Here is a 14,413-nt window from a genome sequence, read left to right as displayed (position 1 = left end):
CGAGCGTCCTTGAACTAGACGTTTTCGCAGGTGATGTGTATTATTTCTGAACGGTGTCTTTCAACGACATGAGAGACGCTGAAATCTGCCTCGTCAGCCGTTTTTAAAAGGCTTGACAAGGCGGTTTTACCTGCATAAACGTAGTCAACCAGATGCTTGCCGAAGCATCGGGAAACGTGGAGGATATGGCCAAGAAGGAAGGCGCCATCGAGGTCGAAGGCCGCATCGTCGAGCCTTTGCCCAATGCGATGTTCCGTGTAGAGCTGGACAACGGGCACAAGGTGCTCGCGCATATTTCCGGCAAAATGCGGCAACACTACATCCGTATTCTTCCCGAGGACCGCGTCGTGGTGGAGCTGTCTCCCTATGACCTGTCCCGTGGACGTATCGTCTACCGCTACAAGTAAGCAGATTTAGACCTATCAGCCTCCTCATCTCCGTAGGGCGGTAGAGCTTCCGCGGTCCGCAATTCAGCGGCCACCGCACAGTTCGAAAGGCAATTGCCTGGTTAACAGCGTGTTTAACCGGCTTGTTTCCGTCCCACGAAACAGCCTCTGGCCACGGTGGCCGGAGCCTTGTCACAAGCTTCAATGCGCTACTCGGCGCCGACCGAGCACCATTGACCAATCGTCAAGGACGAATGGGGAGAAAACCACCGTGACAACCGGAAGGATTTTGCCATATGGCACGCCTTGCAGGAGTTGACCTCCCGCGCAACAAGCGCATGGAAGTCGCTCTTACTTACATCTATGGCATTGGACCAACCAGTGCTAAGCAGCTTCTTGAGAAGACAGAAATCTCTCCTGACCTGCGTACCGACGCTCTGACCGACGATCAGGTCGCGAAGCTTCGTGACGCTATCGAGGCCGAGTACACCGTCGAAGGTGACCTCCGCCGCCAGGTTCAAGCTGACATCCGTCGGAAGATCGAAATCGGCAGCTACCAGGGCCTCCGCCACCGTCGTGGCCTACCCGTTCGCGGTCAGCGCACCAAGACGAACGCTCGTACCCGTAAAGGCCCGAAGAAGACGATCGCAGGAAAGAAGAAGTAATTTATGCCTCCGAAGACTCGTTCCAACGCACGCCGTTCTGGCCGTCGCGTCGTCAAGAAGAATGTGGCCAACGGTCACGCCTACATCAAGTCCACTTTCAACAACACCATCGTGTCTATCACGGACCCCAACGGTGCTGTTATCTCTTGGGCTTCCTCCGGACACGTCGGGTTCAAAGGATCCCGTAAGTCCACCCCCTTCGCCGCACAGATGGCCGCAGAATCCGCAGCTCGCAAGGCTCAGGAGCATGGCCTGAAGAAGGTTGAAGTTTTCGTCAAGGGCCCGGGGTCAGGTCGCGAGACCGCCATCCGTTCCCTGCAAGCAGCCGGCTTGGAAGTCAATTCCATCTCCGACGTCACGCCACAGCCGCACAACGGCTGCCGTCCGCCGAAGCGTCGCCGCGTTTAAGGGAAGAGGAGAGATAAACAATGGCCCGTTATACCGGTCCCGCAACACGTAAATCCCGCCGTCTCCGCGTCGACCTCGTCGGTGGAGACGCCAACTTCGAGCGCCGCCCCTACCCTCCGGGACAGGCTGGCCGCGCCCGGATCAAAGAATCCGAATACCTGCTCCAGCTGCAGGAGAAGCAGAAAGCACGCTTCACCTACGGCATCATGGAAAAGCAGTTCCGCCGTTACTACGCCGAAGCGCACCGTCGCCCCGGCAAAACCGGTGACAACCTGATGGTCCTCCTGGAGTCCCGCCTGGACAACGTCGTCTACCGTGCTGGTCTTGCCCGCACGCGTCGCCAGGCACGCCAGTTGGTTTCCCACGGCCACTTCACCGTCAACGGCAAGAAGGTCAACGTTCCGTCCTTCCAGGTTTCTCAGTACGACATCATCGACGTGCGCGAGAAGTCCCGGAAGATGGTCTGGTTCGACGAAGCACAAGAAGCTCTTGCCGACGCCGTTGTGCCCGCATGGCTTCAGGTTGTTCCGTCAACCCTGCGCATCCTCGTGCACCAGCTGCCCGAGCGCGCTCAGATCGAGGTTCCGATCCAGGAACAGCTGATCGTCGAGTTCTACTCGAAGTAACAGCATCGCCGCTGTCGGCAGTGTCGCTGTGGCCTTCATCGGTTACAGCGTTCATCGTCGCCACGGTTTATTCCACTTGTCCCTTCCAGGCGTCATATAGCGGTCGCCACCAGGAGGAATTACATCCATGCTCATTTCACAGCGTCCACAGTTGACCGAGGAATACATTGACTCCTCGCGCTCACGGTTCGTCATCGAGCCGCTCGAGCCAGGTTTTGGTTACACCCTTGGCAACTCGTTGCGTCGTACGCTGCTGTCATCCATCCCGGGTGCGGCGGTCACTAGCGTCCGCATCGAGGGCGTCCTTCACGAATTCACGACGGTTCCCGGCGTGACCGAAGATGTCTCCGACATCATCCTGAATATCAAGGGTTTGGTTCTCTCGTCGGATTCCGACGACCCCGTAACCATGTACATTCGCAAAGAAGGACCGGGCGAGGTCACCGCGGGTGACATCATGCCTCCGGCCGGTGTGGAAATCCACAACCCGGACATGCACATCGCCACGCTGAATGAGCAGGGCAAACTCGACATCGAGCTCGTCGTTGAGCGTGGGCGCGGATACGTTCCCGCTGCCCAGGCGACCGGCGAGATCGGGCGTATTCCCGTCGACCAGATCTACTCACCTGTTCTCAAGGTGAGCTACAAGGTTGAGGCAACGCGTGTTGAACAGCGCACCGACTTCGATCGCCTGGTTATCGACGTCGAGACCAAGAATTCCATCACCGCCCGCGATGCGATGGCATCCGCTGGCGGAACCCTGGTTGAGCTCTTCGGACTCGCCCGCGAACTGAACACCGCTGCTGAAGGCATCGAGATTGGCCCCTCTCCGCAGGAGAGCGAGCACATCCAGGCCTACGGCATGCCCATTGAGGACCTGAACTTCTCCGTGCGCAGCTACAACTGCTTGAAGCGCGAAGAAATCCACACGGTCGGTGAATTGGCATCGCGCACCGAGTCTGATCTTCTGGACATCCGCAACTTTGGACAGAAATCCATCAACGAAGTCAAGGTCAAACTTGCTGGCCAGGGCCTCGCGCTGAAGGATGCGCCCGAAGGCTTCGATGTGTCGGAAATCGAAGGCTATGACGCCGAAACAGGCGAGTGGATAGACACCGAAGGCGAAGACATCGCCGAGTAAGTAGCGGTATCGCCTACTCTGACCTCCGCAGCATTGGCAAACGGTTATTCCGGGTTGCCCCCCGAAGGACTTTTGCCTGAGGCGGACGAGTAGAAAAGTCGCTCACAATTTATCGTCACGAGGAGAATATTCCATGCCTACCCCTAAGAAGGGAGCCCGGCTCGGAGGATCCCCATCCCACCAGCGGAAGATCCTCTCCAACCTGGCAGCCCAACTTTTCGAACACGGCGCTATCCGCACGACAGACGCCAAAGCCAAGTTGCTGCGGCCCTACGCCGAGAAGCTCATCACCAAGGCGAAGTCCGGCACTCTCGCTGATCGTCGCAATGTCGCGAAGTTGATCCCGAACAAAGAGATCATCTCCGTACTTTTCGACGACATCGCGCCGAAGGTTGCCGACCGCAACGGTGGCTACACCCGCATCATCAAGCTGGAGAACCGCAAGGGCGACAACGCCCCCATGTCGCAGATCTCCCTGGTGACCGAGGAACTCGCCTCCAGCGAAGCCAGCCGCGCCACCCGCGCCGCAGCTTCCAAGAAAGCTGAAGAAGAAGCAGCTTCCGAGGCGGAGTAAAACGCGCAAAGAGCTCGCCGCGACGTGTTTGCGGTGAGTCTGGTACGGCGCTTTATACAGCGGTGACTTGCATGGATACGATTCCTCGCAGGTCATTTTGCTATTTTTAGGATGTCTTGGTTCCAGACTGATTGGTCAGAATTACGCGCGGTTACGCTCCACATTCAGTCCGATCACTGTGTGTTGCCTTATATGCGGGCGAGTCATAGTCGCAGACAGCCGTCTTGATCACTGAATCGGTCGCCACGCCGTCTTCCACGGTGAAGTTTATCGGCGTCCCGGGCTTCAACATGTCATCGTATTTATTGCCTTGGGGCTCGATGCTCTTCACCGTCGCCATGATCGTCCCGTTGGACGCGTCGCCGTTTACCGAGTCCACCGTGACGGTTGCGTCGTAATCCTTACCCATCGCCCCGTAGTAACCGACGAACTTTCCCGTCCCATCAGGCTGAATCTTCAGGCTACGGCCATGTCCAGACCAATCGCCGGCAGCCCATCCGGCGGGCCCGCCGGCTGCCTTATCCGCAGCCTGGGAATCCTGTGCGCTCGGAGTTTCGGCTTTGTCGTCGGAAGTGGGATCGGCGCTGGTCGACGTCGTCGATGATGCTGCTGAGCTGGAGTCAGTGGACGAAGACCCGTCGTCTGAACAAGCTGCCAGGCTAAAGCCCGCGGCAGCGATAACGCCGATGGCGGCACGACGCGTGAAGCCTGAACGACGGCGATGAGTATTGTGCATGAAGAAGTGTCCCCCTTGAAAGGAATAGCAGTGATGGGATAGGGCACCACATAGGCGTGATAGCCAGGGCTATCTGGCCCGCTTCTTGGTGATGCCTTTGGAGTTCAGTACTGTCCCGCGTCAATTATGACATCGTGGAGGGGGATCCAGGGTCACAATCCGATCACAATGAGGTCGGGCAGAATGAGAGCGGGACGAGGGCTGAGCGCATGATTGAACGCGCGCATCACCCGTCAGAAGTACGTTCGCCTACACTCCGCATTCACTTTGATCACTGTGTGTGGACGCATACGCCGGCGAATCGTAGTTGCAGACTGTCGTCTGGATCACCGAATCTGTCGCAACGCCATCCTTCACCGTGAACGTGATCGGCGTCCCGGGCTTGAGCATGTCGTCGTATCGAGTTCCTTGAGGTTCACTGCTATCCACTGTGGCAGTGATGGTGCTGTTCGACGGATCACCTGTCGCCGAATTCACAGTCACTGTTGCGTCGAAATCCTTCGCGACAGCACCGTCCCGACCAATAAATTGGCCAGTCCCATCCGGCTGGATCTTCAGGGTTCGACCATGGCCAACCCAACTGCCAACAGCCCATCCGATCCCTTGGTCGGTAGCAGCAGCGGCTCCACCAGCGTCGCCTCCTGCCTCATTCGCAACAGGAGGTTGCTGTCTTTGTGGATTGTCGGCCCGTTCGTCGGACGTTGGCTCCGCGCTTGTCGACGTCGCCGTCGATGATGATGACGAAGTACTGGACGAGGAACTTGATGAAGATGATGACGACGAGCTACTAGATGATGAGACGGAGCTGGAGTCAGTGGACGACGACCCGTCATCTGAACATGCTGCCAGGCTAAAACCAGCGGCAGCGATGACGCCGATGACGGTAAAACGTTTGAACCCTGATACGTGGCGATGGGCGGTGGGCATGGATCTGTGTCCTCCTTGGAAGACCTAGCGGAGATGGGACAAGACACCACGCAGCCACATAGCCACGGCTATCGGTTTAGCCTGGGTGATGTCCATGGCACGTTGAATACTATGTTGTGTTAATTATTGCATCGGGGCGGGTTCTTCGAGGTCACAATCCGATCACAAATGGGGAGCAGGGGGAGGGGCCGATTGACTGAACGGCCGCGGGGCCTCATGGACACATGAGTGGATGAGTAAAAGCCGTGTCGTCTGGCGTCGTCAGGCACCACACATGGGCATTGTCCCGTACTCGGCCTTATATTCAGGCAGTTTCGAGTTGCAGAAGGATCCAGACCCTCGGTCACTCGCTATACCGTTTTCTACTTCGAAAGTGTAAATAGTTCCGGTAGTATCCCCGCTGGCATTCTGGCTACTAACCACCTTCACAGTTATGGTGCCTTTTCCACCGTCTCCGGAGGAATCTATGAGTTGAAGAGTTTCCTCAGTAGCTCCCACACCTGTGGGGGGATCGGCTACTAACTTTCCAGAGCCATCCGGATTTATTTCGAGGAGTCGTCGGTGTCCCTCCCAACGACCAACCACCCATGAGGGGACATCAACGGCAGCCTGATTCTCAGTGTCCGCGTTGTTTTCTTCTGCCTCCGAGTCAGCGTCTGAGCTTTCAACATCGGGGTTGGGTTGGTTGTTCTCCGAACCGTCGAGAGTCGGGTTCATCGACTTACTAGCAGTACTGCTGCGGGTACTCGATGGAGCAGAAGTTGTCTTTGTCGACGTGGTTGTCGAGGTCGTTGTTGATGAGCTGTTGTCGTCATCGCTTGAGTTACAGCCAACGAGTACTGTGCCCAGGGCAGCGCCCAGACAGAGCGTAGCGACCTTTTTGCGCGCGCCGAACGGTTTACGCGCAGGGGGCTTTGATTCGGGGAGCAATGAGGGGAACTTCATAGTTTTATCATTACTCACTCAGTCAGCAGATGTGAAGGATTAGAAAATATGAGTTCGGGGCACCAAGACTCATCGCTATGCCTCATCCGCGCTGCTTTATGAAGCATCTAACAGATTGCAGCCTCTAACAGATACAGTGTCACCGTGATTCCGAATGACAACGCCACCGCACACCCGGAACCGAAGCCTACCGACACCACGAACGCCCTGGTTCGTCTTCGCCTCGACATCGCCTATGATGGCACCGATTTTCATGGTTGGGCCCGTCAAAATGATGTTCGCTCGGTTCAGGGGGACATTGAGCAGGCTTTCGAGACGGTGGTGCGCCAGCCCGTCCAGCTCGTTGTCGCTGGTCGGACAGATGCGGGGGTTCACGCCTCAGGCCAGGTGGCACATGTTGATTTTCCACGCGACATCCTGAACACACGGAGCATCCACAATGATCCGTCGACAATGGTGTCACGCTTCGCCCGGTTGCTGCGTCCCGACGTTCGCATCCGCGCGTGTTCCTTTGCGCCCGACGGTTTCGACGCCCGTTTTTCCGCGCTCCGACGCCATTACGTGTATCGCGTGACGACGAATCGGGCCGGGGCCTTGCCGACGCGGGCCCGCGACACCGCCGTGTGGGGCAGGGCAGTGGACCTCGATGCGATGAACAACGCGGCTGAGGTACTCGTCGGCCTCCACGATTTCGCTGCGTTCTGTCGCGCACGTCCCCATGCCACAGCCATCCGTGACCTGCAGCATTTCTCATGGCATGAGGTGTCCACGGCAGCGGAACCGAATGTCTACGAGGCACGGGTGACGGCCGACGCGTTTTGCTGGAACATGGTGCGCTCCATCGTCGGCGCGTCTCTAGCTGTGGGGGAGGGGAAGCGGCCGGATGGGTTCATGGAGGACATGCTGGCCCATGATTCGCGGCACCCTATGGTTCCCGTCGCGCCGGCAAACGGACTGACGTTAACGGGCGTCGATTACCCTGCTGACGATAAGTTAGCGGCCCGCGCGGAGCAGACTCGGGGTATCCGGTCGCTCGATTAGCCGCAGGAGGTCGGACGCGTCCATGACGGTGTGGGCCTCCCGCCATCGCTGCGAATCGGGCCGTCGGACAATATCAATAATCGTCTCCGCCGAACCGTGCGTGATCGCCCACGTGATAGAAGCATCGCTGCAGTCCCAAATCTCCAGGTCAGCGTCGCCTTGTGGATGAAGAAAACTCTTTCGTGACGACGATTGACGCTGCGTGGCGTCGAAAAACGAATTGTGATCGCATTTCCCGCCCTGGCTATCGGGCGTTGCTCCACCTTCAGGAGGAACGACGATCGTGAATTTTGTTGATACCCACTCGCCGGGCGAATCAGTGATGACAATGACGCGACGACCAGCTGCTCGAACGTTGTCGCCCAAACGTTGGGCAGCCCTACACTGCAAAGAGCGATCGCCAGCCTGTTCGGCGCTGCTCGAGACGATGGCGATCCGGCCAGATGAATCGGGAAGGACCACCGAACCAGTCGCAACGCTAGCCGGACTATGTAGAGGCTGACTGTCTGGGCTGTTCTGGTCATCCTCAGCTAGTGCGCGGACGTCACGAAGGTAGCCATCCCATCCAGGTTCCTGGCCCGCGTCGGGAGAAACCCAGGCTTGCCACCCGCAACTGTGAATATATGAGATGACCTGCGAAGAATCTGCGGTGGGTAGCTCCACAAAGAGCCTCCAGGTGGTTGTCGCCTGTGTGGAAGAGTGGGTGTCCCAGCCAGTGATAACGTCGGCACCGGTATGTGCCGTCGAGGTCAACATGATCGGGCAACGGACAACACGGTGGAGGACGGCGAGCATCACGGGAGCGGAATATGCATGAGTGAGGGGATAGAGCTCGATGATCGTTGACTGCTGGCCGCCGGTGCTAGATGCACCGTAGCCTGTACGCGTCGATCCTATAGTTGAGCCCCACGGCCATCGCCAAAATAATCCGATAAATATCGGGCCGACGCAGGCAATGATGACGAAAAAATCCCCCATAGATACCCCTTAAAAATAAGAAAGGTGGCCACCGTTGAGCGACCACAGCAATCTTATAAGAGATTATGGAAAGCGGAAAGGCTATAAGAACTTCCGGACTTTCGCGAAGATCTCGGGATAGTGCGAATCAATTCGCTTTGAGGACAGGGCAATGGAGCCGGCGAGCATAGCAAGGCCCACAATCAGGGAATATGCAGCGGCAAACCAAGCACCGGTGAGACCAACAAGTGGAATAGCAACCGCCGGACCAAGAATAATGGTGAATGCAGCCAGTGCAATAAGCATGGCCACGAAAGCCGGGCCAGACTGCCGCCCGTTATTCCTCATTGTGTTAACGCCGGGTTTGATAGCGGGGAAGGGATTATAGGCGGAAAGGAATAAGCCGACCGCGGGACCTGCAAAAACCCCACCGAGGCACGCGCCCGCAATAATCGCTTTCTGGTTGGGGGTGAAATCCGCGAAAAGCACCATGATGACCAGGCAGGGAACCAGCAATAGGACATCGAAAATAATGACGGCAATAGCACGAGCCGCAACGATATCTTTACCGCGTGTTCCAGCTGCCATATGGACCCAGTTAGCTGGTCCATCCATACCGATATCATTCGAAGCGAAGTTAGAGCTACCAATAATCGCAATATACAGCGCGCCGACAATTAGACCATTGTTTCCAGTGGCAATCCCCATGATTAAGAATATGAGCGCCATGATCGGGAAATTCAAAATGGCGTATTTAAAGCGAATATCTCTCTTCCAATATTTCAACTGACGTGAGAACAACGCTCCGACGACAGTGTGGGGAACTCCGCAAAGGTAAAAAGAATCTCGAGCGGATACGTCTTCAGATTCTCCCGACGTATTGGCAGCGGACGCAAAATCACGATCGACTGACCGCGACCATAGGTATAGGCCGACAATAATGAAAACAACTGTGATGACGGTCCGGATAACGAGGCTGATCCACGCATGCTGAGCGGCGTCGTCTATCATCGCCGGGCCTGACGCGAGGGGTGTCCACCCCGCAATATGAATAACCCACTTCAGAATAGTGTCGGTTACCGAGGAGGCGAAGCCCGAAGCGAAAACCTGAATAACAATAAAAACAAAGAGGAACAGAAATGTGCCAATGAAATAGAGCCAGTTTCGGCGTGAACGGTTACCTCCATTAGAGCTCGATGTCACAATCAGGGCTTGATTAATAACGAGGAGACACGAAATCCCCAAAATTAATCCGACGATCCCAATGGCCGCCGTGAACCATTGACCAGTCGCATTACCTGACATAATAACTGCGACCATCGTGGCTATAGTGACACCAATAGCAATAATCGCTCGACTTTGAACAACGATGGTGGGCAGTAACGCTCTCACCAGCGACGAAGGTTTAAGTGGGAACTGCGCTAACTTAGCTGGCTGAACCGTATTTTCCCCAGCTGGCCATATGAAAGCCAACACAAGGAGGGTCGTGGCCCCGAGTGCTGCGAAAGCCGTCCATGGATTGTCGGCGATAGGTCCACTCATATCGCCCGCCGGGTGTGCACCGACCGCGGCCGCTGAAAACCGGCCCGTTTTACGGGCAATATCGACGCAAGAGCTAGCTGTAAATGCGACGCCCCCTATCGCGTACAGCGTCGTCATAATGACAAGAATCCATTGGCTCGCGCCCTCATACCAGGACTTTTTCCATAAGCGCATATGCAAGCGGAAAACCGCAGAACGGATTTCCTTATCGCTAGCGTGAAATGGCTGAGACGGCGACGCGGATTGAGCACGTGTCACGGGAGAACCCGATACAGGCTCCGCACTATTCGGATTAATCGGCTGGCTCATGATGCTAACCACCCCAAACTTCCTTCAGCGAGTTGCCCGCCACCGACGAGGTTGAGGAATGTATCGGTCAAACTCGATCCATTGCGCACCTCATCGGTTGTTCCGCTAGCCAAAACCCTGCCATTTTGCATAATCGCAACGTGATCGCACAGCCCCTCAACTACTTCCATCACATGCGAGCTCATAATGACAGTTCCCCCGGCTTTGACGTACGTCGTCAAAATTGATCGGATAATTTGAGCTGATACGGGGTCAACAGCTTCTAGTGGTTCGTCGAGAATGAGAAGTTCGGGGCGGTGAATAAGTGCCTGAGCTAAAAGAATCTTCTTTGTCATGCCGGCCGAATAATCAGCGACAATTTTATTTGCCGATTCTTTGAGATCGAGAACATCGAGTAATTCATTAGCGCGTTTCTCGACGACTCCCTCATCCATTCCGCGCAGAGCGCCAGAAAATTGGAGAAGTTCTTTTCCTGACAAACGATCAAAAGTGGGTAGGCCATCAGCCAAGAGCCCGAATGTCGCTTTTGCTGCTGCGGGCTTATCCCACACATTAATTCCATTGACCCATACAGAACCCTGGTCCGGGCGGAGGAGACCGGTGGACATCGTGATTGCCGTCGTCTTTCCTGCACCATTAGGGCCAACGAGGCCATAAAAGCTCCCGCGCGGAATGTCCAAATTCAATTGATTAACAGCTGGTTTTCCGCGGAAAGCTTTGTAGAGGTTACGAAAAGCCATAGCGCACGACGTCGGATCATCCGCGAGCGGTGCGACATGGGGTGATGGGGTAGGGGTATCGGAAGCAGGGCCATTATCCGGTAGATTCTCCATGCCAGCCACATTAGCTGAAGATGAAGTTCTGTCCTGGCAATGATGTAGGTTATGGAGTGCGCAGCGAAACCTGCCGACTACACAGGACCTGCAGAACATGGGGGATGACGGGGGAATCATGGCAAATTTGAACCACGACGGGTCGGCTCACGACGACCACCAGCGGGGATGTGCATCTGCCGGTGGCGGTAAGGACTATCAGCAGCCGACGTCCAGTGCACAGTTAGCCGGATACCGATTTGTTCGTAAGCAGCTGGAACAGGCCCTGGTTTGTGCGGATACCCGCATGGTTCACGACGTTCCCGGGAGCCGACGCCGAGCCCTGGCGATCGGTGTTGTACTGAGCGTTCTCGGTATCGCAGGTGCTGGGATTATGGCCATGATGCGGCCAGACCCCGCGATTGGAGACCACACGATCCTCATTGCTGCAGATACCGGCCAAATGTTCGTGCGTGTTAACGACACGTTCCATCCGGTGACGGATCTGGCATCGGCGCGGCTCGTGGTGGGTAAAGCGGCAGAAGCCCATCGAGTGTCGAGCAAAAATTTAGCGTCCTTGTCGCGCGGGGAGTTTATCGGGCTCCGGGGGCCATCGGATTTGCCGCCGCAGGGTAATGCGGAATCAACGGAGGGATCGTGGGGAGTGTGCCATTCGCCGGATAATCCCCGGTCATCGAATAAATCTCGGTCGGTAGATGGCCTTCGGTCCGCGGATCAGTCTGGTGCACAGAAGATGCGTTCGCGCGCTCCAGGCGCATCCTCCTTGGTGAAAAAGGCTGCCTACAACAAGGCCGAAGGGGCCGAGGGTGAGGGTGCTGACGACGTCGAGAATGACGTCAAACCTGGTCAGAATAGCCGCGGCACGTTATCGGTGGCGGTAGCCGAGTCCATGCCACTCAATGCTCGCTCGGCGATCCTCCGCGCAGAAAGCGGGATGTGGTTGATCAGCCCGGATTCGTCCGACGGGCATCCGTATCGTCGCTCACTTCTTGCCAAGCGCGGTTCCATTCCCGAGCCGGCAGTATCGCGGGCATTGGGCGTTTCGTCATCGATCATTCGGGATGTCCCGGATTCCTTCGTCGAAGCGATACCCCGCGTCGATGATGTTCGTACTATTCGATCATCCATGCCAGCTGGTGGCGAATCTGGCTTACGGCGACCCTTCAACACCATCGGTACCGTCATCATCGCTGATCAGCATGGTTCGTCCACGGGGCACTCGGCAGACCCTTCATCGACGCACCGACAGACCGTCGATAATCGCCCATCCCATGATTCCCGGGCAACCACGCGCGACGACGCAGCTGCTGACGACGGTGACGTTTACGTCGTGCGTGACCACGGAATTGCTCCTTTAGCTCCTGTGCATGCCCGATTGTTGCTTTCGCGACCAGGCGTGGTGGTAGAGCGGGTGAGCCCGGCGGACATATCAGACATACCGACGGCCGACGAACTGAACTGGGGAACCATACCGGGGGAGAAGCCTGAGTGGGCTCCGCGAGAGGGACGGCTCTGTGCGGGGACGGTAGCAAGCCCACGCGAGAAGCAGCGACCCGCAACCGATGCTGAATCCACAGAGGTGGGCGACGCCGATATTCTCACGTGGTCGGAGGCGACAACCTTCCCGCATGGTGCAGTGCCTGTCGTTCAGGCGGAACAGGCGGTGGCCGTCGGCAAGAAAGAGGAAGAGCGGCTCACTCCACGGACTGCCGATTATTACTCCGGGCCGGCTCACGCGGTGGCCGTTGATACCGGCTCGGGGTATGCGATCGTGAGTTCGGACGGTCGACGCTTTGCGGTCGATTCATTGGAAACACTGCAGATCCTGGGATTTCGTACCCCCACGGTGGCACCGTGGTCAGTAGTCCGGCATCTTGCCGAGGGAGAAAGCCTATCCCGCGATCGCGCGTCAAAAATTATTGTCGCCGCCGAGCAACCATGACCGCGGCACCCACCGCACACAGAATCGTAAACGGGATCGCAATCACGGTCATCACCATGCGGCGGTGGGAACGATGAGCAGCAGCGGGAACGGTGATGTCAGGATCGGACGCTTCCCGAGACTCCGTGGGGATCACACCGCCAGACTCCGCGTGCCGACGCGCCATCCCCACCGCCCGAGCAGGATGAACCATCCCCGCCTGGGACCCAGCCCCCGGCGTTGCCGTCGCTGCAAGAATCTGACGAACATCAGAAGGACTCAAATGCGGAGCAACCTCCAGCATCAAGGCCACCGTGCCCGACACGAGCGGTGCAGAAAAGCTCGTCCCGACAAAAGGCTGAGGGGTTGGTTCCTCCGCCATGGCAGGATTCCGCTGAATCTCCGCAGGATCAGTGGCCGCCATAATCGGCGATGACCCCAGTTGAGGGCCCATCACAGGGCCACCGGGGGCCGTAATATCGCCGCCGGCGAGGGCATAATCCGCCCGCCGATGACGATCACCACCGACGGCCCCCACCGAGATCACCGTCGGTTCATGGGCAGGATAAGCATTCATTCCATCATGACACGGACCAGTGGAATTCCCCGCCGCCGCGACTACCGTCACCCCGGCGCTCTCGGCACGATCCAGCGAACCGCGAAGATGCTCGATCCCCTCGGGCTCCATCCGTGGATCTGTGCAGGCAGCGACCGAAATATTGATCACGCGCGCATGAGCGTCGACACTCCTATTAATAGCGTCCGCAACACCAGTTAAGGTGCCCGTTTTCGGGGACCCGGTTGAAGGAGACGCAGGCTGCCCGCCTTCGCCTTCGCCTTCGCTAGAGCGAGGACGTGGCTGGGCGTGAGCGCTCGTTTGTCGTATCGACAACAATTCAACATCTGGAGCTACCCCACGGGCACGTCCGTGACCAGCGATAATCGTGCCGACGATTGTTCCGTGTAGATCGCAATCCTCAGTGCCATCGGTGTCTCCCAAGAGATCCCCGCCACCGACCAGCGTCGGGAGATCGACATGGCGATTCACCCCCGTATCAATGACGGCCACCGTGATTCCCCGCCCCGTTGCCAAACGCTGGGCCTCGGCCAATGAAGGCAAGGAATCCACGGGAGTAAGCATATCCGTGGCGAAACCGCGCCGGGCTAACTCGATCTCCGTCAAACCGCGTGAACATTGGTTTTCACGAGTGTCGACGTCGGCAGCGTATGACCATGGAGGTCCGACTGACCAGGGAGAATCGATGATCGTCGACGATAAAACCCCGATCGTGACGCAAAGGGACGCGAGGGCACGTCGTGAAGAAGCACCGCCTTTCTGGCTGGTAGATGAGGAGTCGTATGGGAAACGGGCGGAGTTGGCGGCCTTCACAGAGTGTGGCAT

The 14,413-nt window shown here is 57.3% G+C and carries 15 protein-coding genes; 8 read left to right on the top strand and 7 right to left on the bottom strand.

The genetic code is table 11. The features are described from left to right. Positions 1 to 185: 185 nt before the first annotated feature. The 6 genes from infA to rplQ all read left to right on the top strand — a co-directional run bounded on the left by infA (position 186) and on the right by rplQ (position 3,800). On the top strand, positions 186 to 407 hold the full coding sequence (gene infA, locus ACWORE_RS07800; RefSeq protein ID WP_012732387.1) for a translation initiation factor IF-1: 222 nt from the start codon (positions 186 to 188) through the stop codon (positions 405 to 407). 275 nt (positions 408 to 682) lie between these two features. After that, positions 683 to 1,051 (top strand): 30S ribosomal protein S13, encoded by a 369-nt coding sequence (gene rpsM / locus ACWORE_RS07795; protein WP_012732386.1) that lies wholly within the window; start codon positions 683 to 685, stop codon positions 1,049 to 1,051. A gap of 3 nt (positions 1,052 to 1,054) precedes the next feature. Beyond that, positions 1,055 to 1,459 carry a 30S ribosomal protein S11 gene (rpsK, locus tag ACWORE_RS07790; RefSeq protein ID WP_406605086.1) on the top strand — a complete coding sequence of 135 codons (405 nt, stop codon included), beginning with the start codon at positions 1,055 to 1,057 and terminating at the stop codon, positions 1,457 to 1,459. A 20-nt stretch (positions 1,460 to 1,479) separates the two neighbouring features. Then, the gene (rpsD, locus tag ACWORE_RS07785) at positions 1,480 to 2,085 is read left to right on the top strand and encodes a 30S ribosomal protein S4 (protein ID WP_012732384.1); all 606 of its coding nucleotides are present in this window, start codon (positions 1,480 to 1,482) and stop codon (positions 2,083 to 2,085) included. Positions 2,086 to 2,212: 127 nt separating this feature from the next. Continuing rightward, positions 2,213 to 3,226, top strand: a complete 1,014-nt coding sequence (locus tag ACWORE_RS07780; RefSeq protein WP_296137853.1) for a DNA-directed RNA polymerase subunit alpha — start codon at positions 2,213 to 2,215, stop codon at positions 3,224 to 3,226. 133 nt (positions 3,227 to 3,359) lie between these two features. Then, complete coding sequence (rplQ, locus tag ACWORE_RS07775) at positions 3,360 to 3,800, top strand: 50S ribosomal protein L17 (protein WP_046202896.1); 441 nt, start codon at positions 3,360 to 3,362, stop codon at positions 3,798 to 3,800. A gap of 151 nt (positions 3,801 to 3,951) precedes the next feature. On the opposite strand, the gene ACWORE_RS07770 is transcribed toward rplQ, so the two are convergent. The 3 genes from ACWORE_RS07770 to ACWORE_RS07760 all read right to left on the bottom strand — a co-directional run bounded on the left by ACWORE_RS07770 (position 3,952) and on the right by ACWORE_RS07760 (position 6,408). Further along, entirely contained in the window at positions 3,952 to 4,536 is a 585-nt protein-coding gene (locus tag ACWORE_RS07770; protein ID WP_455303439.1) for a hypothetical protein, read from the bottom strand. A gap of 249 nt (positions 4,537 to 4,785) precedes the next feature. After that, the gene (locus ACWORE_RS07765; protein WP_455303437.1) at positions 4,786 to 5,463 is read right to left on the bottom strand and encodes a hypothetical protein; all 678 of its coding nucleotides are present in this window, start codon (positions 5,461 to 5,463) and stop codon (positions 4,786 to 4,788) included. A gap of 261 nt (positions 5,464 to 5,724) precedes the next feature. Then, positions 5,725 to 6,408 carry a hypothetical protein gene (locus ACWORE_RS07760; protein ID WP_455303436.1) on the bottom strand — a complete coding sequence of 228 codons (684 nt, stop codon included), beginning with the start codon at positions 6,406 to 6,408 and terminating at the stop codon, positions 5,725 to 5,727. 144 nt (positions 6,409 to 6,552) lie between these two features. Between ACWORE_RS07760 and truA the strand changes: the two genes are divergently transcribed. Continuing rightward, positions 6,553 to 7,449: a tRNA pseudouridine(38-40) synthase TruA gene (gene truA, locus ACWORE_RS07755; protein WP_455303434.1), complete on the top strand. Its 897-nt coding sequence runs from the start codon at positions 6,553 to 6,555 to the stop codon at positions 7,447 to 7,449. Here truA and ACWORE_RS07750 read toward each other — a convergent pair. The 3 genes from ACWORE_RS07750 to ACWORE_RS07740 form a co-directional block, all read right to left on the bottom strand. Next, entirely contained in the window at positions 7,402 to 8,427 is a 1,026-nt protein-coding gene (locus ACWORE_RS07750) for a hypothetical protein (protein ID WP_455303433.1), read from the bottom strand. The genes truA and ACWORE_RS07750 overlap by 48 nt on opposite strands. Positions 8,428 to 8,508: 81 nt before the next feature. Next, positions 8,509 to 10,257 carry a hypothetical protein gene (locus ACWORE_RS07745; protein ID WP_455303431.1) on the bottom strand — a complete coding sequence of 583 codons (1,749 nt, stop codon included), beginning with the start codon at positions 10,255 to 10,257 and terminating at the stop codon, positions 8,509 to 8,511. After that, entirely contained in the window at positions 10,254 to 11,090 is an 837-nt protein-coding gene (locus ACWORE_RS07740) for an ABC transporter ATP-binding protein (protein WP_455303430.1), read from the bottom strand. Before ACWORE_RS07740 ends, ACWORE_RS07745 begins: the two co-directional genes overlap by 4 nt. A 118-nt stretch (positions 11,091 to 11,208) precedes the next feature. Here ACWORE_RS07740 and eccB point away from each other — a divergent pair, with 118 nt between their 5' ends. After that, positions 11,209 to 13,032, top strand: coding sequence for a type VII secretion protein EccB (gene eccB, locus ACWORE_RS07735; RefSeq protein WP_455303428.1), 1,824 nt, complete (start codon positions 11,209 to 11,211; stop codon positions 13,030 to 13,032). On the opposite strand, the gene ACWORE_RS07730 is transcribed toward eccB, so the two are convergent. After that, the gene (locus ACWORE_RS07730) at positions 13,007 to 14,413 is read right to left on the bottom strand and encodes a S8 family serine peptidase (protein ID WP_455303427.1); all 1,407 of its coding nucleotides are present in this window, start codon (positions 14,411 to 14,413) and stop codon (positions 13,007 to 13,009) included. The genes eccB and ACWORE_RS07730 overlap by 26 nt on opposite strands.

The organism is Corynebacterium sp. c7Ub_26, assembly GCF_053760365.1.
The sequence above is the reverse complement of the archived record's forward strand: the minus strand, read 5'-3'. Positions and strand labels throughout refer to the sequence as shown.

Excerpts from the sequence above, each read along its gene's own strand:
- ACWORE_RS07760 (WP_455303436.1), bottom strand. The coding sequence starts at position 6,408 with ATGAAGTTCCCCTCATTGCTCCCCGAATCAAAGCCCCCTGCGCGTAAA.
- infA (WP_012732387.1), top strand. The coding sequence starts at position 186 with ATGGCCAAGAAGGAAGGCGCCATCGAGGTCGAAGGCCGCATCGTCGAG.
- rpsK (WP_406605086.1), top strand. The coding sequence starts at position 1,055 with ATGCCTCCGAAGACTCGTTCCAACGCACGCCGTTCTGGCCGTCGCGTC.
- ACWORE_RS07765 (WP_455303437.1), bottom strand. The coding sequence starts at position 5,463 with ATGCCCACCGCCCATCGCCACGTATCAGGGTTCAAACGTTTTACCGTC.
- rplQ (WP_046202896.1), top strand. The coding sequence starts at position 3,360 with ATGCCTACCCCTAAGAAGGGAGCCCGGCTCGGAGGATCCCCATCCCAC.
- ACWORE_RS07750 (WP_455303433.1), bottom strand. The coding sequence starts at position 8,427 with ATGGGGGATTTTTTCGTCATCATTGCCTGCGTCGGCCCGATATTTATC.
- eccB (WP_455303428.1), top strand. The coding sequence starts at position 11,209 with ATGGCAAATTTGAACCACGACGGGTCGGCTCACGACGACCACCAGCGG.
- ACWORE_RS07745 (WP_455303431.1), bottom strand. The coding sequence starts at position 10,257 with ATGAGCCAGCCGATTAATCCGAATAGTGCGGAGCCTGTATCGGGTTCT.
- ACWORE_RS07770 (WP_455303439.1), bottom strand. The coding sequence starts at position 4,536 with ATGCACAATACTCATCGCCGTCGTTCAGGCTTCACGCGTCGTGCCGCC.
- ACWORE_RS07780 (WP_296137853.1), top strand. The coding sequence starts at position 2,213 with ATGCTCATTTCACAGCGTCCACAGTTGACCGAGGAATACATTGACTCC.
- ACWORE_RS07740 (WP_455303430.1), bottom strand. The coding sequence starts at position 11,090 with ATGGAGAATCTACCGGATAATGGCCCTGCTTCCGATACCCCTACCCCA.
- rpsM (WP_012732386.1), top strand. The coding sequence starts at position 683 with ATGGCACGCCTTGCAGGAGTTGACCTCCCGCGCAACAAGCGCATGGAA.
- rpsD (WP_012732384.1), top strand. The coding sequence starts at position 1,480 with ATGGCCCGTTATACCGGTCCCGCAACACGTAAATCCCGCCGTCTCCGC.
- ACWORE_RS07730 (WP_455303427.1), bottom strand. The coding sequence starts at position 14,413 with ATGCCACACTCTGTGAAGGCCGCCAACTCCGCCCGTTTCCCATACGAC.